The sequence below is a fragment of the Pedobacter nanyangensis genome (assembly GCF_003313505.1).
Lineage (GTDB): Bacteria > Bacteroidota > Bacteroidia > Sphingobacteriales > Sphingobacteriaceae > Pedobacter > Pedobacter nanyangensis.
In genome coordinates, this window is the sequence record NZ_QMHO01000002.1 from 1 (window position 1) to 26,538 (window position 26,538).

The 26,538-nt window shown below is 42.2% G+C and carries 13 protein-coding genes; 11 read left to right on the forward strand and 2 right to left on the reverse strand.

Going from position 1 to position 26,538, the window contains the following annotated elements; all coding sequences use genetic code 11:
• Positions 1-1,005: 1,005 nt before the first annotated feature.
• From DUT71_RS03205 to DUT71_RS03255, 11 genes are all read left to right on the forward strand, one after another.
• A complete protein-coding gene (locus DUT71_RS03205; protein WP_113661107.1) occupies positions 1,006-1,587 on the forward strand; it encodes an RNA polymerase sigma factor in 582 nt (193 codons plus the stop codon).
• 52 nt (positions 1,588-1,639) lie between these two features.
• Entirely contained in the window at positions 1,640-2,755 is a 1,116-nt protein-coding gene (locus DUT71_RS03210) for a FecR family protein (protein WP_113661108.1), read from the forward strand.
• A 55-nt stretch (positions 2,756-2,810) separates the two neighbouring features.
• Positions 2,811-6,083: a TonB-dependent receptor gene (locus tag DUT71_RS03215; RefSeq protein WP_113661109.1), complete on the forward strand. Its 3,273-nt coding sequence runs from the start codon at positions 2,811-2,813 to the stop codon at positions 6,081-6,083.
• Positions 6,084-6,093: 10 nt separating this feature from the next.
• Positions 6,094-7,677 carry a RagB/SusD family nutrient uptake outer membrane protein gene (locus DUT71_RS03220; RefSeq protein ID WP_113661110.1) on the forward strand — a complete coding sequence of 528 codons (1,584 nt, stop codon included), beginning with the start codon at positions 6,094-6,096 and terminating at the stop codon, positions 7,675-7,677.
• Between the two features lie 17 nt (positions 7,678-7,694).
• On the forward strand, positions 7,695-9,329 hold the full coding sequence (locus DUT71_RS03225) for an FAD-dependent oxidoreductase (RefSeq protein ID WP_113661111.1): 1,635 nt from the start codon (positions 7,695-7,697) through the stop codon (positions 9,327-9,329).
• Positions 9,330-9,341: 12 nt separating this feature from the next.
• Positions 9,342-10,691, forward strand: a complete 1,350-nt coding sequence (locus DUT71_RS03230; RefSeq protein ID WP_205313835.1) for a glycoside hydrolase family 2 TIM barrel-domain containing protein — start codon at positions 9,342-9,344, stop codon at positions 10,689-10,691.
• 8 nt (positions 10,692-10,699) lie between these two features.
• Entirely contained in the window at positions 10,700-11,914 is a 1,215-nt protein-coding gene (locus tag DUT71_RS03235) for a hypothetical protein (RefSeq protein WP_162795927.1), read from the forward strand.
• 3 nt (positions 11,915-11,917) lie between these two features.
• Positions 11,918-14,254: a glycoside hydrolase family 3 N-terminal domain-containing protein gene (locus tag DUT71_RS03240; protein ID WP_113661114.1), complete on the forward strand. Its 2,337-nt coding sequence runs from the start codon at positions 11,918-11,920 to the stop codon at positions 14,252-14,254.
• A 104-nt stretch (positions 14,255-14,358) separates the two neighbouring features.
• Positions 14,359-15,741 (forward strand): glycoside hydrolase family 2 TIM barrel-domain containing protein, encoded by a 1,383-nt coding sequence (locus DUT71_RS03245; protein WP_113661115.1) that lies wholly within the window; start codon positions 14,359-14,361, stop codon positions 15,739-15,741.
• 18 nt (positions 15,742-15,759) lie between these two features.
• Positions 15,760-17,748, forward strand: coding sequence for an FAD-dependent oxidoreductase (locus DUT71_RS03250; RefSeq protein ID WP_240186834.1), 1,989 nt, complete (start codon positions 15,760-15,762; stop codon positions 17,746-17,748).
• A 12-nt stretch (positions 17,749-17,760) separates the two neighbouring features.
• Complete coding sequence (locus DUT71_RS03255) at positions 17,761-19,602, forward strand: carbon starvation CstA family protein (RefSeq protein ID WP_113661117.1); 1,842 nt, start codon at positions 17,761-17,763, stop codon at positions 19,600-19,602.
• A gap of 136 nt (positions 19,603-19,738) precedes the next feature.
• On the opposite strand, the gene hepB is transcribed toward DUT71_RS03255, so the two are convergent.
• Positions 19,739-22,045 carry a heparin/heparin-sulfate lyase HepB gene (gene hepB, locus DUT71_RS03260; RefSeq protein WP_113661118.1) on the reverse strand — a complete coding sequence of 769 codons (2,307 nt, stop codon included), beginning with the start codon at positions 22,043-22,045 and terminating at the stop codon, positions 19,739-19,741.
• Between the two features lie 464 nt (positions 22,046-22,509).
• A complete protein-coding gene (locus DUT71_RS03270) occupies positions 22,510-26,535 on the reverse strand; it encodes a hybrid sensor histidine kinase/response regulator transcription factor (RefSeq protein ID WP_113661119.1) in 4,026 nt (1,341 codons plus the stop codon).
• Positions 26,536-26,538 lie beyond the last annotated feature (3 nt).

The following is a 26,538-nucleotide window of genomic DNA, read 5'->3' on the forward strand; positions in this document are numbered from 1 at the left end:
AAGTGGCCACTTTGAAGAAAAAAAAGGTGGCCACTTTTGGAATATCCCCCAAGCTAGAATTAGTATGTGTTTTTAATGTTAAATGTGGCCAGTTTTGGAATAATCTACAGTTAGAGTAGGATCATAACTTTTTGACCTTTTGGTAGCGGATGTAATTTAAAAAATACCATTTTTGATATTTGCCAGCTTTTTTGTTCTAAAATAGTCCTGTCAAGGCACTTCATAGTTTGACAGGACTATAAGTCAATAAAAAACTAGATGAAATTTTTCTAACTAAATCCTCGATAACCGGCTCTATAAGTATTAATAAGCGCTTTAGATGTTCAAAATACTCCTCTTGATCGGTAAGTAAATTTAGATTTTAATAAGCTCCAAATTTTTGGTTCAAAATTGGTAGGTCAAAGGTATCAACCTACCAATTTGAGATATAAAAATACTCGAATTATTTCAACTATTTTAAGAAGCCTTTCATTCGTAAATCATTTACTATTGGCTCAATAAGCCGTAGGAAGTCTTCTAAATGCTGCAAGTAATCCTGCTGAACGGTACTCATCCTTTTTAAAAGGATAAAAAACTAAAAAGGCAGCCGTTTAATGTAAACGAGCTGCCTTTTTTCAAAATTGGTTTCCATGAGATGTTTAAACGTCGATTGAAAGACTGACCGGTAAAGACATAATCCTGGCTTTGAAACATCAAAGTCAGGATTTTTTGTTTAAACCCTCATTTTTGGTTCGTTAAAGGCGGTCAAAGATTTGTTGCTCAAGGTTTTATTGATAAGGTGGGTTGGGCGGCGAGTTTATAGCACGGCATCATTCGATAACCTAGAAACTATTAGCGCCAATGGTGTCGGATATGGATTTCCAGTTTCGTATTATTGCGAATTGAATAAAGCTATGCGGTAAAAATTATTTAGCTATTCTCGTGGTCTATCGCTGATTAAGCTTGTAATTATAAACAATCTTTTATAATATTGTTGGCAACCAACTCTCCACCAACTTATAAGCTATGAACATTGGGTATTCTTCATATACACTTGAAGAACTTCTTTTGCGTGTAAAAGAAGATGACCAACGTGCGTTCGACGAGCTTTATGCCAGGACCTGGAAACAGCTTTACATCAAAACCTACAGCAAGTTAAAAATTGAAGACCTTTCGAAGGACATCGTTCAAGAGGTTTTTGTAGACTTTTGGAACAAGCGCTATGCTAGGGATATCCAAAATGTAGAAGCTTATTTAATGCAGGCTGTGAAGTTTAAGGTGTTGGATGAGTTTCGTAAATCTCGCTACGAGTTTGTAGAACTTGATAATTTTATTGAGCAAATCAGAGACAGCAGCGATGCCGATTCGCAATTGATCTCAAAAGAATTTTTTACTGCGCTTAAGGCTTGGACAGAAACGCTCCCCGCAAAAAGAAGAGAGATTTTTAAGTTGAAATATGAAGAGGGCTTAAGCAATAAAGAAATTGCTGAACGATTAGATCTTTCTGTTAAAACAGTTCAAAATCAATTGCTTAATTCGTCGGCCGAACTTAAAGTTTTGCTGCGCTCTGCACTATTTACACATTTTTTACTTTTTTTTGGGAGTTAAGTAAGCTTTCTACGACTACTAGTTAAAGGGAACCAAATAAACCTAAACTTGTATGTCCAAAAAATCTATCAGAAGTAGGTTTTTATCAACCATAGATAAATACTTAAAAGGGAAATCTACTCCCGAACAAAATACGCTTGTCGATTATTTTTACGACTCTATTCCTAATGAAACCATTCCGGAAGAGAAGCTGGCGGTGATTGGTGCAGAGATCAAAAATCACATTGATCAAAATATCTCTACTAAAGTAGTAAAGCTGAAACCACGTCGTTATACTTTCCTAAAAATTGCTTCGTGCCTGGTATTGCTGGGAGTGGCATCCACCTATGTGTACCAAAAATACTTTGCTGCACAAACTAATTACAGCCTGGCTAAAAATGACTTAAGCTCGCCGATAATTGTGCTTAGCGATGGCGAAAGTTATGATTTGCGTGACAGCATGTTCAATAAATTAGCCCACAAAGTGGAAGACAAAGGCGAAAAGGTTTTTGTACTGCCAGAAGATTTTGCGAACAGCAGCACCATCAACCAGATTAAAAACCCAAGCAACAGAATTTTTGCTTTCCAATTGCACGATGGTACCAAAGCTTGGTTAAATCCTCACTCTACTTTAGAGATTTTACCAGTTGTGGCCGGTAAGCGTATGGTTAAAATCGAGGGAACGGTATTGTTCGACGTTCAGAAAATAAAAACTGCGGATCGTTATATGCCTTTTGTGGTGAAAACGGCGCTACAGACCATAGAAGTCTTGGGAACCAAATTCATCGTCAATTCTTTTGACAAAGTGAACGAAGATGTGCTCTTGCTGGAAGGTAAGGTGAAATTGACCCATAACAATTTCCATACAGCAGTTATCCTTAAGCCAGATCAAAAGGCATCGTTGCGCAGTACAGACCCGAAAATACTCATTACCAAATCTGCCGATGGCTACAAAGTAGAGGCTTGGCACAAGGGGCTGTTCTATTTCGAGAACGAAAAAATGGATGAGGTAATGGCAGAAATGGCCCAATGGTATGGTGAGGAAATTGTGGTAGATAAGGCCGTTAAAAATATTCCGATTACGGGTATGATCAGCAGGTATGACAATATCGATCAGGCATTGAAAATGATTGAGATGACCAGTAATGTAAAATATACGAGGAGCGGAGGAAAGATTTTTGTGAGGTAACCTTGCGCTAAACCAGATAGATATCAATCAACTAACAAACTAAATATAGCTTCAGATGCAAAATCAATTATTGCGATGTAAAAACGCGGTACAGACCTCGCTACGGCGTGTGCTGAGACCCATGTGCTTAATGTTGCTGCTCAGTTTTATCAATGCTAACGTGGTATGGGCCAGTCAAAAATCGATTTCTATATCGTTTAGCAACCTCGCCATTAAAGAGGTATTTAAAGAACTGAACCAACAAACGGGACTAAAATTTATCTATTCGACACTTGATCTCAACGAGAATAAAAGAGTAACCGGAACGTATAAAAATGCTACTATCGAAAAAGTGGTGGGCGATGTGCTCAGTGGTTCAAATGTCACCTATGTCATTCAGGATAATACGGTGGTCATCAAAAAGGGAACTCGGGCAGTTACCCAGGTTAAGCCTGATCGAATAATCAAAGGTAAGGTGGTAGATGATGAGGCTAAACCTTTGCCAGGCGTAACGATTAAGGCCAATGCTTCTAACGCCGCTACTTTGAGTGATCCTGATGGAAATTTTTCGATCAAAGTAACCACTGCCGATACCGATTTGATTTTTAATATGATAGGCTTTGCCCCATTTACACTAAAAATTGATGATAGAACAGATTACGAAATAAAAATGGCTTCGGTGGATCAGCGTTTAAACGAAATTGTGGTGGTTGGCTATGGTGTGCAGAAACGTAAAGATTTAACGGGATCGGTAGCTTCGGTAACTGCCGAGCAAATTAACAAAATGCCTACTACAAGTTTAAGCGAAATGCTAAGAGGTGCAGCTCCAGGTGTACAAGTAACCACCGGAAACAATTCGCCAGGCGGTAGTTCCAGTATTTTAATCAGGGGCAGAAGGTCACTATCAGCGGGGAACGATCCGCTTTACATTGTGGATGGTGTACCTACTGCAAGTATTGACGACATCAATGCGAACGAAATTGCTTCGGTAGAAATTCTGAAAGATGCTTCCGCACAATCAATTTATGGTGCTAGAGCCGCAAATGGAGTAATTCTAGTAACCACCAAACGAGGAGTTTCGGCAAAAACTAAAGTGAATGTAAACTCCTATGTGGGCGCTCAAAACTTGTTTCGCAACTTCGAATTTTACGATGGCGAACAATGGGCTGCCTATAGAAAAGAAGCTTTTTACAATGCCTACGGCTATTACGATGAGCAGGAAGCTTTTAGGGGCGTGATGGGTGAAGTTTACCGTTCTAAAGAATATGTAGATTGGGAGGATGTAATGATCGGTACTGCCTATCAGAACAAAAATGACATTTTAATACAGTCGGGTAGTGAAAAAACTAAATATGCACTGTCATTGGGCCACTTTTATCAAGATGGTCTAGTGCCAGAATCTGATTTTAAAAGGTTTACAGGGAGGTTAAATATCGATCAAACTTTGTCAAAGGCCATTTCCGTAGGAGCTAACATTGCCTTTACCAAATCTTATCGAAACATTGCCGATGGTAGTTTCAACTCTTTCATTACCATGCCGCCCCTGGCAAAGGTGTACAACCCTGATGGTTCTTTGCGAGAGGATGTAACCGAAGTGGGAGAGTCTCATTATAACCCCCTGTGGAATATCAATAATGCGGATAACCTGAGCATTACCGATAGGTTGAATATGAACTTATTTGCCGATTGGAAAATCAATAAAGATTTCTCGTTTAGGTTAAATGGCAGTTTAAACAACCGTAAAGTGCAGGATAATACCTATTTGGGCTTAAGGCATACTACAGGCCGCAATAACGGCGGGCAGGCTACGGTTTCAGAAAGTACTTACAACGATTATATCGTTGAGGCCATCCTTAATTACAATAAGGATATCAATAAACACCATTTTGATGCTACGGCAATGGCCAGTATCAATGGTATTCAGTGGAAAAGAATTGGTAATACTGGTTTTGGCTTTCCTAACGATGATCTTTCCTACAATGCTATCAGCTCTGCCAACACTTTTTCTGTAATGGCTTATGAGTTGTCAGATAGAAAATTGCTTTCCTACATGGGAAGGGCTAGGTATAATTTCGATAGCAAGTATTTGGTTACTTTATCCTTAAGGGTAGATGGTTCATCGGTTTTCGGTGCCAACAATAAATACGGTTATTTTCCTGCTGCTGCGGTAGCTTGGAGACTGAAACAAGAATCTTTTTTAAAGGATGCAAAGTTCCTAACCGATTTGAAATTAAGAGTGAGCTATGGTGCGGTGGGCAACCAGGGGATTAGCCCTTACACTACGCTTGGCCTGGCAGATCGCTACCTGATTGAATTTGGGAACAACACACAGGTGGGTTATTTACCTAACTCGCAATTGGTAAATCCCAACTTGAAATGGGAAACTTCAACCTCTACCAATATCGGTATAGATTACGGTTTTTTTGGCGGAAGGTTGAACGGTACCATCGAATACTACGATACCCAAACCACAGATTTATTGGTAGAGCGCTCTTTGGCAACCACTACAGGTTATTCAAGTCAACTGGTTAACCTTGGCCATGTACAAAATAGAGGTCTAGAAATTGGTTTGAACGGGACGGTAATCGAGAAAAAAGACTTTAAGTGGAATGTAAATGTCAATTTCACACTGAACAGAAATAAAATTAAAAAGATTGATGGCTCTTTGGATGCCAATGGAAATCCGAAGAATGATTTGAACAATAACTGGTTTATTGGCCAACCGATGAACGTAGCCTACGACTATCGTTTTGATGGCATTTGGCAGCTCAACGATAACATTGCGGGTTCGCACATGCCAACCGCAAAGCCTGGTAGTGTTAAAGTAGGTGATGTAAACGGCGATGGTGTAGTTTCGGTAGACGATAGAATTGTTATTCAAAGAGACCCCAAGTGGTTAACCTCCTTGATTACGAGCTTCGATTATAAGAACTTTAATCTTTCGCTGGATTTTTATTACGTATATGGTGGCTATCGCTACAATTCTTATTTAGCTTCTTTCGAAACCGGAGGGGATTTAACGGGAAAAAGAAATGGTATCCGTAGAAACTATTGGACCATCCATAATCCATCTAACACTGCTCCAGCGCCAAACTTTGTACAGGCTCCAGCGTTTTTGGCTTCCTCTGCTTATGAAAAAGCAGATTACATCAAGCTAAGAAATATTTCACTTGCTTATCGTATGCCTAAAAACCTGGTTCAAAAAGTGAAGCTCGATGATTTGAAGCTATTCTGTACCATGAGTAATGTGTTCACTTGGACAGATGTGCAGGCCTACGGACCAGAGCAAAATGCTGGTGCCTACCCAGAGCCCAGGACCTTGTTGTTCGGAATTAACTTTTCATTCTAAAAGAACAAATATGAAACGAAATATAATTTATGCTTTGTTATTGAGTGCTGGATTGGTGTCCTGTTCTAAAGTATTAGAAGAAGAAAACCTTACCAAATACTCTGCAGATTACATCTATAGTACCGAAGGTGGTTTGAAATTAGCAACTAGCGCTGTTTATTCTTTGCTGCGTGCCTACGCCAACGATACTGAAAATGCGACTGTTTTTGCTTTGGAACGCGGAACAGATTTAGCGGTAACCAACGGTGGTACGGGAAATTACTTCGGTATTTATGATCCCAACAATTTACGCCCATCGTCTTCGCAGGTGGCACACATGTGGCGCACCATGTACCGAATTATTGGAAAAGCCAACGAAATTATTGCAGCAGGAGCCAAGTTGCCAGAAACAGCAGCCTTAAAAGCAACATTGGCAGAAGCAAAGTGTTTTAGAGCCCAAGCCTATTTTTTATTGTATAGAACTTATGATAGGATATGGTTAAACACAGCGCCTACAACTTGGGAAAACGTAGATGCGCCTAAAAACTATAAGGCAGCGACCAATGCCGAGGTATTTGCGTTGCTTTACAGCGATTTGGATTACGCAATTGCCAATCTCCCCTGGAAATCATCGGAACCTGGCAGGTTTAACCAAGCGGCGGCACGTCACATGAAGGCTAAAGCAGCCCTGTGGGCAAAAGATTGGGATACTGCATTGGATCAGGTAGATAAGATCAGCACTTCTGGCCAATATCGCTTGGTAGCCTTAGACAGTGTTTTCAATGCGGGAGATCTAAACCATAGCGAAGCGCTGATGGTGCAGCAATGGAGTAAAAATCCGGGAGGAAACCTATCTGAAAGTACGCCACTGGGCAATTATTTTGCAGCGTATTTTATTGCCCAGTACAGAACGGAGATTGGTGGTACCGCCGAATATGCTTGTAGCTATGATAATTGGGGCTATACATATGGTAGATGTTTGCCAAGCCCGTACCTTTTCTCGCTATACAATCAGTTGAAAGATAAGCGGTATAATTCGTTCTATATCCATAGGTATAAAAACACCACGTCGTCACCTATCGCTTACGGCAATGTAACCGTTAATCCGGACGATTATTTTCCACTGTACAAAAGTGGTAACAAGAACAGGTTTGTGTATCCGGGCTGTACCAAGTATGGCGATATCTGGACCCGTACACCTGCCGAAACGCGTAGCTACAAAGATTTGATCGTTTATCGTTTAGCCGAAACCTATATCATCGGTGCCGAAGCTGCCTTGATGAAAGGCAATCAATCCTTAGCTAAAGAATATTTTAACAAAGTATGGATGAGAGCAGGTAATGATGAATTTACCGGTGCGCTCACCATCAAAGATATTATAGATGAGCAAGCCCGGGAATTAGCTTTTGAAGGCGACAGATGGTATTTCCTGAAAAGGCTCGGCATTTTAATTTCGCAGGTGCGTAACTATGCCGGCGATCCAGAAATTGCTGCTTCTATTGGGGGCAGGGCCAATTTGCCTGCCAATCCTCATTTTGTGAGATGGCCAATTCCAGAAACTGAAGTTATTAATATGGGGGCTGATAACTTCCCCCAAAATCCAGGTTACAACTAAAATTTACATAAAAAGATATGAAGAAGATTATTTCTATACTGCTATTACTTATATCGTTCACAACCTATGCATCTAATAATCCAAGTAGCTACGATATCTGTGTTTACGGAGAATCGGCCTCTGGCGTAATTACTGCCATCCAAAGTGGCAGGTTAGGTAAAAAAGTAGTGCTAATTTCTAAAAATACGCACGTAGGTGGTTTGGTTACCTCTGGTTTAACCGCTACCGATATGAACAGAAATGACGTAGTGGGCGGCTTAACCCGAGAATATTACCAACGGTTATACACTTACTATCTGCAACCACAGGTTTGGGTAAGTCAAAACCGCGATGAGTTTTTCGTGAAATCCTTAAAGAGAACCTATAAAGGGAAAAATGAGGATAGAAAAATGCAGTGGGTTTACGAATCTAAAGTAGCGGAGAAAATTATGGTCGATATGCTGAAGGAAGCCAATGTGGAGGTTTTATTCAATGAGCGCCTGAAACTCAAAGGTGGTGTGAAGAAAAGTGGTAAACAGCTAACTGGTATCGAGATGGAAAGTGGTAAGCTGATACAGGCAAAGGTGTTTGTGGATGCCACTTACGAAGGAGATCTGATGGCCAAATCGGGCGTTTCCTATACCGTAGGCAGAGAAGCCAATGACCAGTATGGAGAAACCTTGAACGGTTACCGTATCAATTACGAAAAAGGGACCGACCTAAGCCAGATTGATCCTTACGTCATCGAAGGCGATAAAAAATCAGGTTTGTTGCCTTACATCGATAAAAAAGCACCGAGCAAACAAGGCGCTAAAGACAAAAAAGTGCAGGCCTACACTTATCGTATGACTTTGACTGATGACCCAGCCAATAGAATCAAGATCGAAAAACCAGCAAACTATAATGCGCTTTGGTACGAAGTTTTATTAAGGCAAATTAAGTTAAACCCAAGTATCGAATTACAAAAGATCATTACCTTAACGCCAATGCCAAACCGTAAAACCGACACCAACCACTTGGATTTCTTTGGTGCGAGTTATAACTACGCAGAAGCAAGTTACGAGCAACGTAAACAGATTGAGCAGCTGCACAAAGATTATGCTCTGGGCATGCTCTGGTTCTTAGGGAACGATCCCCGTGTTCCAGAACATATCAGAAAGGAAATGAGCGACTGGGGATTACCTAAGGATGAGTTTGTGGATACCCAAAATTTCCCTAACCACATCTATGTAAGAGAAGCAAGAAGAATGCAGGGCGAGTATGTGATGATCGAAAAAAATGTTACCAAAGAAGGTAGAGAAGCAGCAGCACATGGCATTGGATTAGGTTCTTACGCTTTAGATTGCCATTACGTTTCTAAAGTAATTGATGGCGAAGGCAAATTGCGTTACGAGGGTACCATATTCAGGCCAACTACACCGTATCCAATCAGCTATTATGCCATTACGCCAAAAAAGAAAGAAGTAACCAATTTGTTGGTGCCAATTTGTTTGTCATCGTCCCATGTCGCATATAGTTCCATCAGAATGGAGCCGGTTTACATGGTTTTGGGGCAATCGGCAGCAGTGGCGGCAGCAATGGCAATAGACAATAACGTAGCTGTTCAGGATATTTCGTACGCTGATTTGGCCACTAAGCTGGAAGGGCTAAATCAAATCATCAAAACCCAATAAAACCTACAAATTATGAAGAATCAAATGCTATTTCTTTGCACGTTCCTAAGCGTTGGCTTGGGTGCTTGCAAGGATAAATACGACTACCCCATTCCACGGAACTCCTTTGAGGAAACTACCACACCACCTCCGGCCAAGGTAACCGTAGTGAAGGTTAACAACCAGTGGCAAATGCAGGTGAACGGAAAAGAATTTTACATTAAAGGCGTTGCTTCCAATAACTATCACGATTTAGCGATTAAATATGGGGCCAATACTGCCAGAACTTATGGCGTAGCCGCTAATACCAGGGAAATTTTAGATAAAGCGCATGCCGCCGGAGTATATGTAAACTTCGGTTTGTACATCGGTAGAGAAACAGATGGCTTCGATTATAATAATACAACCGCCGTAAGCCAGCAGTTAGAAAAAATGAAGCAGGATATCCTTCGGTTTAAAGATCATCCGGCACTTTTATGTTGGTCTATCGGTAACGAGGCTGAGGCCAGTTATACCAATACTAAATTATGGAATGCAATTGAGGATATCGCGAAGTTTATTCACGAGAATGATCCCAATCATCCTACCACCACTACCTTGGCAAGTTCTAATGTAGAGCACATCAAGAACATCATGAATTTGGCGCCAAGTATTGATATCTTGTCGGTAAATACCTATGCCCCTAATTTGCCCGGTGTTTTGGGCAACGTAACCACGGCAGGCTGGCAAAAGCCCTACATGATTACCGAGTTTGGGCCTAGGGGAACTTGGCAAATGGCACCTGAGCCAACTCGGGTATTAACGTGGGGCGGTTTGGTAGAGCAAACCAGCACCGAAAAAGCCGATATTTATCTTCAAGCTTATCAGGATAATATTATTGCTAATAAAGCAAATGGCTGTATAGGCTCCTTTGTTTTTCTGTGGGGATACCAAACTCACGGCGAGGTATTGACCTGGTTCGGGATGTTTGATCAAAAGGGCTATACTTTTCCCGCTGTAGACGCCATGCAGTTTGCCTGGACGGGCAGCTATCCGGCCAACAGGGCTCCCGTAATCCAAAATCGTAACCAGATGTTGATGGATGGCAAAAAAGCCGAAGACAATATTATGGTAGCCAAGGCTTCGGCACATACCGCTTCGGTAGTGGCCACAGATCCGGAAAATGATCCATTAACTTACGCTTGGCGCATTGTAAAAGAAAAGGCTGCAAGGGCCGATGGTAGTTTGGCCGATGGTATCACTGGATTAATCAACACTAACACCACTGCAAACATCACTTTTACGGCGCCAAACGAAACGGGTGCTTATCGCCTAATTGTGTTCGTATCTGACAACGCCAACAAGAAAGTAGCAAGTGCAGTCATTCCATTTTATGTTAATTGATCATGGCTATGAGAAATAAAATATCAAAAATTTTGATCGCCTTTTTAGCTATCGTTGCGGTAGCCTGTAAAAAGGACAAAGCAAATCAGCAGGAAATTGTGTTTTCGGTAAAGGTAACCCAAAAAACAGCCCTGCCAGCGGTAGTTACCCCTGCCGATGAAATCAAGTTTGATTTGAACGTAACCGCAAACGGAGGTGCAAAGCTAAACAGCGTTGAACTAAGTTTGGATGGTACCGGCCTTACCACGGTGAGTGCCAATGGCGCTGCCCAGGTAGACCTACAGCACACCTACAAGCCCACTACAACAGAAGTAGGCAGAAGCTTGATCTTCAGGCTGAAGGCTACAAATTCGGAAGGGAAGACTGTGGAAAGAGATCTGATGGTTTACGTGCAATCTGCGCCAGCTAATATTTCGGTGCTATTGCCGGCTACGGCACCTACAGAAATTAAGGATAATGAAGTGGCTGATTTTAACCTTGTAGTGAAATCTGAGAATGACATCAGGTACATCAAAACCTTTTTGAACCAAACTGAAATAACGGCGCTCACTAAAAATACATTCCCTAACCCTAAAGAAGATAGCTACCACTTTACTTATCAGCCAATGGTAACCGATATCGATAAAACCCTGGAGTTTTATGTAGAGGTAATGGATGTTTTGGGCAATTTGGTGAGGCATCCTTTTACAATTACGGTTAAACGCTCTGTTGCGGTAGATTTCAATGTTTATGCCAACGTAGTATTGGGCGCACAGCGAAGCACTGGGCCCGGACCATTCTTTAATGCTACAACTGGAGAAGTATATGTTACCACGGGTGCGGCAGCAAAATCGGCAAGTATAGATTTAGTGACTTTCTACAGTGGTTCAACCAATAGTTATAACATTACTTCGCCAACATTGGCCACGGTTTCGGCTAACATTTACACGGTTGCACTTTACGGAGCGGATGCTTTAGATAATTGGCCAACTCGAAACAAAACGTTGATCAAAAAAATTACCTTATCACAAAGCGAATTTGATCTGATTGGCTCCTCTGCAGATATCCAAAACTTGTACACCAGCGCTAGTGTGGCAGCGGGTGAAACTTCTGCCGGCATGGCCAATGGAAATGTGATTGTATTTTTAACGGCCGGCAATAAATATGGTGTTTTATTATTAAAAGCGAGATCAGCAAATGCCAATACAGGAAACGTAACGGTAGATGTTAAAGTCCAAAAATAAGTAATGACAAATATTGAAAAACGAGGAGCGAGCCTAAGAAAATTAGGTTTGCTAGCCCTCTTATTATGCTTATTTTTCGCTGTAAATGCGCAAAATAAGCCTTTATATCTTGATCCTAAACAACCAACAAAATCGAGGGTAAAAGACTTGATGGACAGGATGACCCTGGATATGAAAATAGCGCAGATGTGTCAATACGTAGGTTTGGAGCACATGCGTGAAGCCGAAAAGAACATTTCGGAACAGGAACTGCTAAACGGCCATGCCAGAGGTTTTTACAAAGGTTTGCACTCCGAAGGTGTAGAGCGTATGGTAAAGCAGGGTGTTATAGGTTCTTTTCTGCATGTGCTGGACGTGAAAGAAGCCAATCATCTACAAAAACTGGCAGAACAAAGCCCACTGAAAATACCTTTGTTGTTGGGTATTGATGCCATCCACGGTAATGGCTTGATGTCGGGTTCTACCATTTATCCATCGCCAATTACCATGGCGTCTACATTTGCGCCTTCACTAATTGAGCGGTCTTTTAGGCAAACCGCTCTAGAAATGCGTGCTGTTGGGATGCATTGGGCATTTTCACCAAACATCGAAGTGGCCAGGGATCCAAGATGGGGCAGGGTAGGCGAAAGTTTTGGCGAAGATCCATTCTTGGTTACGCAAATGGGCATCGCTTCGGTGCGTGGCTTGCAAATGAACATTTTTGATCGCGATAAAAGTGTACTAGCTTGCATCAAACACCTCACTGGCGGCGGCATAGGCAACAACGGAACCAATGCATCGCCCGTTGAAATTGGAGAAGGTGAGTTGCGAAATGTTTTCTTGGCACCATTTAAGGCCACCATCGAAAAAGCCAGGCCTTACTCGCTAATGCCGGCGCACAACGAAATCAACGGCGTGCCCTGCCATGCCAACAAATGGCTGATGACCGATATTGTACGTAACGAATATGGTTTTGAAGGTTTCATTGTAAGTGATTGGATGGACATGGAATCATTGAGCAACAAGCATAAGATGACACCAACGGTGAAAGATGCCTTTCAGGTTGCGGTAGATGCCGGAGTAGATATGCACATGCACGGCCCTATCTTTTTGGATAACATTAAAGAACTGATTGCTGAAGGCCGCTTGACTGAGGCCCGTATCAATGCGGCTTGTGAGAAAATCTTGGAAGCAAAGTTTATACTTGGCCTCTTCGAGAACAGATATGTAGATGAAAAGAAAATCAATAAAACGGTTTTCATCAAAGAACATCAGCAAACCGCTTTAGAAATTGCCAGGAAAGGAGTGGTGCTGTTGAAAAACAAAAAGCAGGTTCTGCCTCTTGCCGCACAGCGGTATCATAATATTTTGGTGGTTGGCCCTAATATGGATAACCAGGCTATCATGGGCGATTGGGTGTTTGAACAGCCTCGTGCAAACTATAAAACTTTACTGGATGGTATAAAAAGCTTAGCGGGAACAAGCAAGGTGCATGCGGTAGATGTGGGATGGAATTTAAGACAGATGAACAGTGATTCCATCGCCAGATCTGTAAAGCTTGCAAGCGATATGGACCTGATTGTGGTAGCTTTGGGCGAAGATTCTTTTAGGCAACATTGGAAAGACAAAACTGCAGGTGAAAACCGCGATAGAATGGATCTGAACCTTTGGGGAAAACAACAATATCTGGTAGAAGAACTGAAAAAAACAGGGAAGCCCATGGTGGTGGTGCTCATTAACGGACGCCCTTTAACCACCTCTTGGCTAGAAGATCATGCCGACGCGATTGTGGAAGCTTGGGAACCGGGTTCATTGGGCGGCCAGGCAATTGCCGAGGTTATATTTGGAAAGGTAAACCCCAGTGGGAAACTGCCCATCACCATCCCCCGGCACGTAGGGCAAGTGCCAATCTACTACTACCAAAAGCCATCGCAATATTCGCATCCTTTTATCGATGGGAACAAAGACCCCTTGTATCCATTCGGTTACGGTTTAAGCTACACCAGTTTTAAGTATTCGAATTTAAGCAGTGCCAAGGATCTTAAATATGGCGACTCATTAAAAGTAACCGTAGAAGTGCAAAATACCGGCGAGCTGGATGGAGAAGAAGTAGTGCAGTTGTACCTGCGTGATGATTTTGGTTTGGTCACCAGGCCAGTAAAGTTATTGGTGGGCTTCGAACGTGTGTTCCTTAAAAAAGGCGAGAAGAAAAGCATCAAGTTTACCTTGGGCAAAGAGGCTTTTGGATTTTACGATAACAGGGGCAAATACACTTTTGAAGCAGGAAGTTTTACCCTAATGGCCGGGGGAAGCTCGCTGAATAAAGACCAGATTTTTCAGAAAGTGGAGGTAAGGGAATAGCTCGTTAAGCTCCTGTAAATACCTCCGATCAAAATGGGAGTGGCTTAGTGGGTAAGGATGTTAGCTAAATAATCAACCAATTATAAACCTAAAATGTATGTGTTATGAAAAAATTATTAGCTGTTTTAACATTGTTTACGCTGGTTTCCTGTCAAAAGGAATCGACATTGTCCGATCTAGATGCCATTGGTCAGTCTAGTTCGCTTGAAAATGCCCTTGCATTAAATAATGTACCGTCTGTAGTTACGGTGGTCAAAGAAAACGGGATATGGAAGCTCAAGCGCAATGGTCAAAATTACATTGTAAAAGGGGTGGCCGCAAGTAAGGCGCTCAATTCCAATATCACTAACTACATCATCGCGTTAAAATCATTTAGTGGGAACACCATTAGAACTTACAGCGTTAACGAATTTACACAAGATATCTTAGATGAAGCTTACGCCAACGGAATTTCCGTATGCTTGGGCTTGTGGGTGAATAGGGAAGCAGATAATTTCGATTACGACGATACGACTGCGGTTAACCAACAACTGTTGAATTTAAAGGCGCAGGTACTCGCCTACAAAGATCATCCGGCATTGTTGATGTGGGGAGTGGGCAATGAAGTAGATGCGTCTTACACCAACCTAAAGGTTTGGAACGCCATCAATGATATCGCGGCAATGATCCATACGGAAGACGGAAATCATCCAGTGACGACCATGTTAGCGAATACGTTGCCAGCTAAAATTACAGAGATCAAAAATAGAGCACCACAGCTTGACCTGATCTGCTCCAATACTTATGCGCCTAATTTGCCTGCGGTAACTTCTAATTTGCAGCAAGGTGGATGGACCAAACCTTACATGATCACAGAGTTTGGCCCCCGTGGTACGTGGCAAATGAACCCAGAGCCTACCCGTATTTTACCTTGGGGCGCCCTGGTAGAACAAACCAGTACCGAAAAGGCAGAGATTTACAGAAGTAGCTATAACCAATATATCAAAGCTAATTTCAACAATGGCTGTTTAGGTTCTTTTGCTTTTGTATGGGGCTACCAAACGCATGGTGCCGTACTTACCTGGTTTGGTTTCCATACTACTGAAGGCAGGACTTTCGGTGCGGCAGATATCATGAAGCGGGTTTGGTCAGATTGGTATCCAGCTAATCGGGCACCAGAAATTGCCTCAAGAAACAATATGACATTGGCAGGCCAACACGCTGAAGATGCCATTTATTTGGCAAAAGGAAGTACAAAAACGGCTGCTGTAACCGCTTCAGATCCTGATAATGATCCGTTAGTATATGAATGGCGGATAGTTCCGGAAGGTGTAGCAGGCCCAGGTGGCGTTCCACATCCAGGTTTGACCGGACTGATCACCACCAATGGTAACAGTACGGTTTCGTTCACCGTGCCGTCAACCGCCGGGGCATACAGGTTGTATGTGTATGTAAAAGATAACCATAATAAGGTAGCGAGTGCGGTAATCCCTTTTTATGCCCAATAAACATTTGATAGATAAATAATGATGAAAAAAGCACTTGTTATTTTGTTATGCTTGCCATTTTCGCTGTTTGCAAGACAAAAAGAGATTTCGGTAGATATCTGTATCTACGGCGGTACTTCTGCCGGCGTAATTTCTGCGTACACCGCAGCAAAGGCAGGTAAAAAGGTTATTGTAGTGGAGCAGGGAGCTAGGCTCGGTGGACTAAGCTCAGGTGGTTTAGGCATGACTGACATCGGAAATAAATATGTAGTTTCTGGCTTGGCCTTAGATTTTTACCGAAGGCTTGGCAACCATTATGGTAATTTCGAGAGTTGGATTTTCGAGCCTAAAGTAGCCTTGCAAGTTTTTAAGGACTATATCAAAGATGCTAAAGTAGACGTATTTTATCATCAACAGTTGGTAGGCGTAACCAAGAAAGGAAAGTCGATCAGTGAAATCGCGGTAGCAAATACAGAAAATAATACGCCGCAAACCATCAACATAAAAGCAAAAATGTTTTTAGACTGTACTTACGAGGGCGATTTGATGGCCAGGGCCGGTGTAAGCTATTTTGTAGGCAGGGAAGATAACAGTGTCTATAACGAAACCTTAAGTGGAGTGCAGTTGTTGAAACAGCATCAGCTGCCTGATGGCGTAGATCCCTATGTGGAAAAAGGAAACCCGGCAAGTGGTTTATTATGGGGAATTAGCAATGAAACTTTAAAACCTAATGGAACTGGGGATAAAAAAGTACAGGCCTATAATTTCCGCATTGCGCTCACCAACAACCCGAGCAATTTGGTAGAGATCACCAAACCCGATAACTACGATCCAAAACGGTACGAGCTGTTGGTTAGGCAGAAAGAGATACAGCCCTGGAAAGGATTAAACGATGTTTTTATCTGGAGTTTGATGCCCAACCAAAAAACAGATATCAATAACCGGAACGGGATGTCTACCGATATGATTGGTGCCAATTGGGATTATCCAGAAGCAGATTACGCCCAAAGGAAACAGATCATCAAAGCACATGAGGAATACACCAAAGGGCTATTGTACTTTGTAGGTAATGATCCAAGGATACCCGAATTTATCAGAAAGGAAATGAAGACTTGGGGCTATCCTAAAGACGAATATGTTGAGCATGGGAATTGGTCGCCACAACTCTATATCAGAGAAGCTAGACGCATGGTTAGCGATGTAGTAATGAACCAAAACCACTGCCAGGGCAGGGAAGTAGTTACCGACGAGATCGGCTATGCCGCTTACACAATGGACTCCCACAACTGCGATAGATTGGTGGTTAACGGAATGGTCAAAAACGAAGGCAATGTAGAGGTTGGAGGTTTTCCGCCTTTTCCAATTTCCTACCGCGCTATAGTGCCAAAGCGTAGCGAAGTGGACAATCTGCTGGTGCCGGTTTGTCTATCTGCTTCGCACATCGCTTTCGGTTCCATTAGAATGGAGCCCGTGTTTATGGTATTGGCGCAATCGGCTGCAGTGGCAGCAACCATCGCTATTGATAAAAAGATAGCGATACAGAACGTAGTGGTGGATGACATCAGGGCCGTTTTGAAAGCTAATCCAAAAGCAGATTTTCGCAGTCCTGATATCATCAGTGAAGTTGCTGACCAAAAGAACGTAACCGTAACTGGAACTTGGGAAAAAGTAGCGGCCAAAGGCTATGGCAAGTATTATTTAATGAGTTCTTCAACAAATCAAGAGGCCAGCGTAAAGTTTGGTTTCGATAACAAAGCCAAATCAGGAAGATATAAAGCTTATTACTATTACCCTAAAGGTGTGCAGGATGCGGAGGAAATACAGTTAGAAATCTATAACGGAAAGGATAGTAAATCTATTCCGTTAAATTTAAAGGATGTAAAAATCCAAGGACAAACAACCAGTACTTGGGTAGAGATAGGAGAATTTGATTTCAACTTTTCGGCGAATGCTTATTTGAAGGTTGCCACTAAAAATGTGCAGGGAGATGTTAAGGCAAATGCCGTGTTACTTGTTCCCAATAAATAATAACAAACCAATATGGAATTTTTGAACGGGGTAAATGCCCTCACGCTTGTATTTGTTTCGCTGCTGGTATTTGCCATTGCCTACCGAACTTATGGTATTTTTATGGCCAATAAGGTGCTTAAACTAAATGCCGCAAATATCACGCCGGCCATAGAGTTTGCCGATGGCAAGGATTATGTGGCCACCAACAAAAATGTACTTTTTGGCCACCATTTTGCCGCTATCGCCGCTGCGGGCCCTTTGGTGGGCCCGGTATTGGCCGCCCAATTTGGCTATTTGCCCGGTACATTGTGGATATTGATCGGTTGCGTACTTGGAGGTGGGGTGCATGACATGATCGTGCTGTTTGCCTCGGTACGTCACAAAGGCGAAAGCCTGGCCTCCATTGCCGGTAAAGAGATTGGAAAAGGTACGGGGATTATTGCCGGTTTTGCCATTCTGTTTATCCTAATCCTCACACTCGCCGGGCTTTCACTGGCCTGTATCAGTGCCATGCACGAAGCATCATGGTCACTTTTCACGGTAATCGCAACAATGCCCATTGCGGTGATCATGGGGCTAATTATGCGCTACCGGAAAAACAGTGTTACCCTGGCCAGTATCATTGGAGGGATTTTGTTGATTGCCAGCATTATCGGAGGACATTCGCTCATGCAGGTAAAGGAAATTGGCGACGCCTTCCACTGGAACATCAAGACCATTTCTATTTCCATTACCGTTTACGGATTCCTGGCATCGGTTCTTCCCGTTTGGTTGCTTTTAGTACCAAGGGATTACCTATCTACCTACCTGAAAATTGGAACCATATTGATGTTGGCGGTAGGTGTAATCTTTGTACACCCAACCTTGCAGATGCCTGCCATTACCCAATTTATCAGTGGCGGCGGCCCGGTGATCGGCGGCCCAGTGCTGCCATTTATCTTCATCGTTATTGCCTGTGGAGCTATTTCTGGTTTTCATGCGGTAATTGCTACGGGCACCACACCAAAAATGCTGAACAACGAAAAAGAAATTCTTTTTGTAGGCTACGGAGCGATGTTGGTAGAGGGTTTCGTAGCCTTAATGGCTTTAATTGCAGCCTGTACGCTGGTACCCGGCGATTACTTTGCCATCAATACACCAAAGGAGATGTATGATTCGTTCCTGGCAAAAAATCCAAGTTTGCATGCTGTAGATCTTGCACATTTCAGCGAGATGATAGGCGTAGACCTGCATGGCAGAACTGGAGGGGCCGTATCATTGGCGGTCGGTATGGCGCACATCTTCAACAAAATTCCTTTTATGGATGATGTAATGGCCTACTGGTACAACTTTGCCATTATGTTCGAGGCCGTATTTATCCTTACCGCAATTGATGCAGGTACAAGGGTTGGTCGTTTTTTCCTACAGGAGATGATAGGTGCAGTTGTTCCAAAATTCAATGATAAAAACTGGATGCCCGGCATTATTATCTGTAGCCTGCTATTTACTTTTTCCTGGGGGTATCTGGTTTACACGGGCAATGTGAGCAGTATCTGGCCGCTTTTCGGCATCAGTAACCAATTGCTGGCTGCCTGTGGCCTGATTGTCTGTACCACTATGCTGATCAGGCTGAACAGAAAGAAATATGCGTTATGCTCGGCAATTCCTGGGGTGTTTATGGCCATTATTACGTTTTGGGCAGGCTATGAGCAAGTGGCCAATAGCTATATGCCCAAACAGCAATACCTTTTGGCATCTTTGGCTATCTTGGCAATGGTACTGATGTTGGTTGTCTTCATCAACACCTTTAAGAGATGGAGCAAGCTGTTGAAGATGGAAGGAGCCTATACGGACCACTATGGAGATACCGTAAAGGAATTGGTAAAAAGGTAGGAATTCGGATATCGTAATCAGTTTTAATTAATTGTTTCTTTCTCCATCTTTATCTCTCACATAAAAACAAAAGGGCTCCTTTGGGGACGCCCTTTTGTTTTTATGTGGATTAGTATGAAGCAATAGCTAACCTAAATTACCTCAAGAAACGATAGTTTCCTTCAGTTCCTGTAAAGTGAAGGCTGCTATCATCTCCACCAGATACCATTGCCGGTTTAAATACTTTGCCATCTTTCAGGATTTGCCATGTGCCCGGCAAAAGATCTGTAACTACAAACTGGAATACTCCTTTTCCAGTAACGGTGAACGTAAAAGAACGGTCAATGATTTCTGATGTTTTGCTAAATGTAACTATCCTGTCTGCAAGCTGTACTCCAACAACCTTGTCGCCATCAATACGTTTAACATCGTGCAGTTTTTGCTGGGTGTTGTCGGCAATCTGCATTACATTCAGGTAGTAATCTTCTGTTGCCGCTTTTTTTGGGCTAATTTCTATCCTCCATTCTCCACGTTCCAATGCCTCATCGGTTCCAGGTTTAGGATCGTTGGTGTAGTTGGTGCCAAACACCCAAAAATCTTTGCCTTTGCCACCAACAGCTTGGATATCAGCATTTGTGGCATCAGGTAGTAAGGCCGTGTTCACCAACATGCCGCTGTCGCCATTTTTAGTACGTTTGATGGTCATTTGGTTACCTTTTATTTCGGGCTGCTCAATGCTATGCAGCAACCAAAATTTCTTAAAATCTGGATTGGCAGATACTACTTTGTCAAAAACGATCATTGCGGCCGGTACTTTCGTATCCTTAAGGTTCAGGAACATAAAGGAGCGTTTTACTTCTTTCACTTTGGATGAATAGGCTTCGGTAATATCTCCTTTCAGATAGGTATAATCTGGTGTCTGACTATCGGGGCCAAAACCCTGTGCAAGTATTTTTCCTGTCTTAAAATCACCAGCCAACATTTCCTCCAGGTCGCGTGGGGCAGTCCAACCTTTTCCAGGCAAGCGTTGCCCGCCATCATTGGCCGCAAATTTTGTTTGGTCCTGCCCGCCATACCCAGAAATATGGAAAACCTCTTTCGGATCGTAGATCAGCAAACTGTTATGGGCAATGGTGCGCTTAAAAAAGTTTTTGTTGTGCGGGCTATTGTAGCCTCCCGAGGAACCGGTGTATGAGCCAGCGTCAATAGCCAGCGGACCTTTGTAATAGATCTGAAAGGCCCCGGCATCGTGATGCTGGTGGTTCAGGAAGGTGTATTCGTTGATCTTCATTTCCGCAATCACGCTTTCTGGTCCCCAACCTGTGCGGGCAATCATCCAGCCAAATGGAGAACCGGAGTACCTCGATAAGGGCAAATCATCAGGCTTGCGGCTGCCCAACTTGGTATCACGCCATAAAAATTCAAATAATTTACAGTGGGGTTCAACACGTGGATCTTTCAAAAACTCATGGTTCAAATATTCATCTTTGTAATAGCTACTTGCCAAAAAGGCAGGTAAGGAATAGTATTTGGGTCTTTTACGAGAATAATCTACGTCTCCACTTGCTAAAATCTGTCCGTCGGGGCGGCGCTTATAGATCATATCATAAAGTACAAATTGCTGTCCGGGATGAAAGACATTACCGGCACCCATACGGTCCAATATCCATAGCGCAAAAAGGTCGTTGGAAAAGCGTACATTCAGGTACGACATGCCTTGATGATAGTTGTGCGAAGGATAAAACCAGTTACGGGCAACCAGGTGTTCTTTGAAAAAACGCCCGGCGGCCAAGTTGTACATCTCGGGGAATTCGTCATAAATGGCAATGCCCACCGAAAGCAGGTCCCTCATAATCATCCATTCCGAAGCGTGGCCCACAATAGATTTATCCTTTACCGGTGGGTAACCGCATTCCAGCATTTTTGCCAACCTAACAAAAGCTTTTACAAAACGGGTTTTTTCTGCGGGCTTTAGCTGATCATAGCACCAATCATATACGATGGCGCCCGTTACCATAAATAAGCCGATACCCCTGGAAATATCCCCAGCTTCCTTAAAGGTAGCGGTTTCTAAGGTATCTATAATAGAGGTTATGGCCGCTCTTCCAATTTTAGGGTCTTTGGTCATCAGGTACTTCAATGCCATCAACTCCACCCTCACGGTGAGCCCTTTCTGATTAAAGTAAAAACGGAAGTCTTTAACTTCAGGGATGTCCTCGGGTTTCCAGTCTTCCTGCATCTTAACCAAATCAGCCCAAACCTTTTTCAGCTCAGGATCGCTCATCCTATTTTTCAAATCTGGAACCTGTTGCTCACGGATATATAACCGCGGATGTACTTTGGGAGGTATTGGCATAGATACACCATCCACGTCTTTCCAAATTACCTCATTACTGGCTTGTGGATAGCCTCTTGTTGCAAAGGCAGCAAACAGTGCCATCAATACGTATAGCTGTTTTTTCATAACCTTTAAGGTACAAATATGTTAAGGCCTCTGGCAAGTTCTGATCGCCATTTTAAACATAATTGAAATGAAATTATCGATTTTCTAAATTGTTAGCGGCATTGTAACGGCGCCATGGATTGGGGGAAGCTTTTTTAATACAATGTTTGGAGCTAGCCATGCCCTATCGCAGAATGTCCATAAATATGTAGATTGGCTATTTTATTGCTATGGATGAATTGTTGGTACAAAAGTTTAGAGAAAAGATAAATTCTTATTACGCTCAATTGGTTTTTACCAAAAAAATGGGTTTAAACAAGTATCAACTGCTGAAAAAGAGCAACTGCTAAGAAAATATTGGAAAATACCTTTGAGGCAGGTTGAAACATCGGTAGTGCTTGCAAGTTCAGATTTTTGCCTGTAGGAGGCACACACCTTACAGCTTGTTTATGCTGGTTTTTAATGGCCTAGTACTCGCAAATGAGTTATCCTTCGTCTTTTCGCTCAAGATATTCTGTAGGCATACAGCCAAAAAACTGCTTAAAGGCCGTTGAAAAATATGATGGACTGTTAAAGCCGCACATATAGGAAATTTCGGATATGGTGTACCTCCTGGTTTCAAGTAAGCCTACCACTTTTTTGAATTTGATACGTTTAATGAATAATGAAATAGACTCACCTGTAAGGGCTTTGATTTTTAGGTAAACATTTGCCCGGCTCATGTTAAGCTCCTGACTTAGTTTATTCACTGAAAAATCGTATTCGTTTAAGTTGTCTTCTATAATTTTAATGGCTTTCGTTAAAAACTCCTGATCAAGTGGGTTGTCGGCAATTTTTTCCGGTTCAACCTTTTTTGAACTTGCGTAATAGTCTTTTATGCTTTGCCTTAGCCTTAAAACGGCTGCAATTTTAGCCTCCAGCAACGAAATAGAAAAGGGCTTAGTAAGGTAATCATCAGCTCCGTGATCAAACCCTTCCATTTGTTGGGTCCTTTCATTTTTGGCAGTTAGCAGAATTACCGGGATATGGCTGGTTGCGATATGCTGTTTAATGTGTTTGCAAAAACTAAGTCCGTCCATTTCGGGCATCATAACATCGCTAATGATCAAGTCGGGCTGGTGGTTTTCTAAGAGTTCAATTGCTTTGAGGCCACTGTTAGCTACTAGAAGGTTATATTTTGCTCCAAAATAGTTCTTTAGATAATTGACGATGTCATGATTGTCGTCAACCAGCATGATCGTTTTTTGGTCGTTTTTTGAGTGGTATATGGCATTGTCAACCTTAGCGTTTTCTGTAGAAATACGAACCTGGATCTCCTCGTTATGCCATATAGTTGCTTCGCCGCGTTCATCGTTGGTATATGCGCTGTCGTTGATGGGAAGTGAGATTTTGAAAATAGATCCTTTTCCAAGTTCGCTTTTTACTTCAATTTTTCCATGGTGCAGTTCCACCAGGTTTTTGGTAAATGCCAATCCAACGCCAGATCCTAAATTGGTCTGTTGCCCATCAATTTGGTAGAATCGATCAAAAATCCTTTCCAAGTGCTTCTCCTGGATGCCTATGCCGGTATCTTCAATTTCCAGTGCAACGTTGTTTTTGTTGGCCACATATAGCCTAATGGTAATGCTATGGTTAGGTGGCGTATATTTGAAAGCATTGGAAAGTAAGTTATACAGGATGTTGGCCAATGCATCTTTATCAAAAAGTACATCCAATTGATCCACCTCGCTTTCAAAAAGATACTTTACTTCGTTTTTTTCGGCCAATGGCTTAAAGGAAACAAACACATCCTCCATAAAGGCTACCAGGTTACTTTTTTCAACCCTTAGTTTTCTGGTTCCCATTTCTACTTTACGGAACTCAAAAAGCTGGTTAACCAGTTGATAAAGGCGTTTGGTACTCATGAGCATCAATTTGCATAGCTCTTGAAGCCTGTTGCTGTCAACCGGGGTTGTTGAAAGTTCTTCGAGCGGCGCCATGATGAGTGTAAGCGGCGTGCGCAACTCGTGCGAAACGTTGGTGAAAAAATCTGTTTTAAGCTGGTTGATGTATTTTATTTTTTCTTGCTGCATGCGTTCCAACTTGAGTTGGTGAAGGGCACGCAAACGTTCTGTTAACACCCGGTACAAAAAAATTGTAGTACCAATAATGGCTACGGTAAGCATAAAGTAAAACCAATAGCTCTTATACCATATAGGCTTTATTTTGATGGAAAGTGTACGGGTGGCGCTAAGTTCGCCCAATGGGCCAACCGCTTTTACGTAAAATGTATATTTTCCTGGCTGTAAATTGGTGTAGGTAGCTTTTGAAGTGCCGGTTGTTTCTTGCCAATCTTTATCAAAACCCTGTAGTTTATAAAAATAGGTTGTCCTATTGGTTGATATATAGTTGAAAGTATTGAATAAAATAGAAAACTGCTTTTGTTCGTGGTTAAATTGCAGGGACGAAGTTTGATCAATATGTTCGTTGAGGATTCCGGTGCTATCCTTTGGGGTTACGGTATTGTTGAACAATTCCAGGCCTGTAAAAGTTACTTTTAGCTTTAGGGAATTTTGATTGAGCTCTTCAGGGTAAAAATAAGTTATGCCATCAATTCCTCCGAACAACATCATGCCATTGGCAGCTACACAGGAAGCAGACAAGGTAAATTGGCGATTTTGCAGGCCATCATTTGAATCGAAAACCTGGCGCTTTCCCGAAGTAGGGTTGTATTTAATTAGGCTGGTATTGGTGGTAATCCATAAATCCCCTTTTTCGTCGTTTAAAATGGCATTGATATTGCCTTTTGGCAAATTGCTGCGCTTTTCGTAGGTAATAAACTTCTTGGTGTTCTCATCAAAAAGATTTAAACCGTCCCTGGTGCCAATCCAAATCCGTTTTTCCTTGTCTTCGGCAATAAAATTTACGATTTCACTGCTCAGTAAAGCAGGCGAAAGCTGTTCGATGGCCATATTATCGGGGTAGAAGATATTTACGCCGTTTGACGTTCCAACCCAAATACGATGCCTGCTGTCTTCAAGAAGGTAAGTAATCTCGTTTGAGGTGAACTTCTTGCCCTGCCTATCAACCTTGATCGTTTTAAAATTTCTGTGGATGTCGTCAAATAAATTTAATCCTCCAGACCTTGTTCCTACCCAAATTCGCCCAGCATGGTCTTTCAGTAGGGCATAAACCATATTATCTGATATTGTAGAGGAGTTGCCAGCAATATTTTTATAGACCGTTACCTGCTTTGTTAGTGGGTCAAGTACATTTAAACCTGCATTGTGTGTACCTAGTAGCACATTGCCGTTATTAGCAAAAGCAATGGATTTAATGTTGTTTGAGCTTAACTGATTATCTACCGTGAAATAGGAGATAGAACGTTTAGAAGGATTCCAATAGTTTAGGCCCTTGTCATTAGTGCCAATCCAAAAATTACCATAACCATCTTGCTTAATTACGTTAACAACGTTATCATTAAGGGCCGTTGTGATGGTTCCCTGCCCTAAAAGGTTAAAACTAATTTCATTTTTATGATAGTAGTTTACGCCACCATAGAAAGTGCCCAGCCACATGCCCATTTGGCGGTCTCTATAAATGCACCGGATAGAATTTTGGCTTATGGTGGTGGGTACATAAGGTTGGTGATAATAGTTTTCGAACTGCTGTTTGGTGTTTAAGATGGAAAGACCTTTAAAAGTACCTATCCAGATACTTCCTTCAGCATCTTTTCCTATACTTCGTACTTCATCGCTAATGAGTAGGCGTGTTCCGTTTCTATTGCTATAATTAACAAAACTTAAGTCCTTGGCATTGAGCTTTGTGATCCCGCCACCTTGGGAGCCTATCCAAAAGTTGTTGCCGTCGGCAAATATGACAAGGATTCTGAACTGATCCATGCCGGTTTTAATTAACTTAAGCGTATTATTGCTAATGTTTAGGGCCAAAGCACCTTTACCCGTACCCAATAGTAACTGATTTTCCCAAGCACAAAGGCTAAAAATTGCTGAAATACGATGGCCAGGAGCCGAAAATTTGATGCGATGAAATTGATTGGCGGTTGGGGCTAAGCTAAATAATTCCCCTGTAATTCCTGCGGCCCATATTGTACCATCTTTAGTTTCGATAATGGAACTGATGAACCATTCTCCTGGTTTAGATTTCAATCGGTAATTTGTGAACTTATTGGTGTGGTAATCGTACAAGCTTACGCCTTCGTTACCGCCTATCCATAATCTTCCTTTTTGATCTGTAACCAAACAACGGATATTGTAAGATTGGATGCTGTTGGGATCTGTTTTTGACGGACGAAATACCGCAAATCCTTTACCATCATAACGATTTAGGCCGTCTTGAGTGCCCATCCATATAAACCCCAAGGGGTCTTGTGCCACGGTGTACACGGTGCTTTGTGACAAGCCCTTGTCAACCGAAATGCTCCTGAAATTTCTGGCATCTCCCTGGCCAAAAGCGATATTATTGCAAAGCAACAATATCAACCAACAATATTTGTAAATTTTCCTGCTCAATCT